Below are 1,316 nucleotides of genomic sequence, written 5' to 3' on the forward strand. Positions count from 1 at the left end.
GAATATGAGCATGTGGAACTTCCAATCCGATAACCGAAACACCCACTTTTTTGCAAGGGAAAGCTATTTTTACACCTTTAGCTACAATTTTAGCGAACATCCAAAGGCCAACATACAGATCTTCATCCATATCAAAGATATAATCGGTTTCAATTTTCGGAATAACCAAAACATGCCCCGCCGTTAAAGGCTGAACATCTAAAAACGCTAAATATTCTACAGTTTCAGCAACAACGTGTGCACTGATTTCGCCTGCAACAATTTTTGAAAAGATAGTCATAAGGTGGAAGGTTAAAAGGTGTAGGGGCTGGGCGGTTAGGGTCAAGCGTTTGGCGGTAGGCGATTAAACGCTCATCGCCAAACACTATCCGCTTATCTAGAAATTTCTAGCACTTCGAACTGCATTTTACCTGCCGGCACTTCGATTTCGGCGAATTCGCCTACCGATTTACCTAACAAACCTTGTGCAATTGGCGATTTAACAGAAATTTTTCCTGTTTTTAAATCTGCTTCTGTTTCAGCTACCAACTGGTAAGTCATGGTAGCACCGTTTTTAACATTCTTTATTTTAACAATCGATAAAGCAAGTACTTTCGATAAATCTAATTTAGACTCATCAATTAAACGTGCGTTTGCCAACGTATTCTTTAATTTTGAAATTTTTGCTTCATGCAAACCTTGCGCTTCTTTAGCAGCATCGTATTCTGCATTCTCCGATAAATCACCTTTATCCCTTGCTTCTGCAATTGCTTTAGATATTAGCTGACGACCGGTGGTTGTTAAATAATGAACTTCCTCTTTTAATTTATCTAACCCCTCTTGGGTGTAGTATGTTACCTCTGTCATTGCTCTATTAATTTTATTCAAACGCTATAAAAAACAAACAAGACTATATAGTTGGTTTGCTACATAGTCTTGCTTCAATTATAACGAAGATAAAATGTGGAAATTACAAAAGCAAATAAAAAATTAAGAAGCGACCAATATTTTAACCTTTTGTGACGCTCAAGGTCAATTTGAAGCATTAATTACGCTTTAAAATAAAGACAAACACATTCGTTCCTTATTATAATTATATGTCAGAATCACCACAATGGTAACATTCATTTATACACTTATCCAAAATTCAACCATTAATTCTATTTTTAGCTAAAATTATTCGTAAAAATGAAAAAGTTATTATCTATTGTCCTACTCATTTGTTTGGGTGGTTATACCGTTTCCGCCCAAGAACTTTATATGCCCAGAAATATAAAAGCAGCATATGCTAAGGGCACCCGTGCCACGAATGGAAAACCTGGCCCTAACTATTGGCA

General features: G+C 36.2%; 2 protein-coding genes. Both read right to left on the reverse strand.

Features of this window, described 5'->3' with window-relative positions; translation table 11 throughout:
* A partial coding sequence (locus tag AC1DPQ_RS27960; RefSeq protein WP_477611600.1) for an HIT family protein occupies positions 1 to 280 on the reverse strand: 280 nt, incomplete at its 3' end.
* 92 nt (positions 281 to 372) lie between these two features.
* Positions 373 to 846 carry a transcription elongation factor GreA gene (gene greA, locus AC1DPQ_RS27965; RefSeq protein WP_029276724.1) on the reverse strand — a complete coding sequence of 158 codons (474 nt, stop codon included), beginning with the start codon at positions 844 to 846 and terminating at the stop codon, positions 373 to 375.
* Between the last annotated feature and the right edge of the window lie 470 nt (positions 847 to 1,316).

Source organism: Pedobacter sp. 01T416_2 (assembly GCF_056398925.1).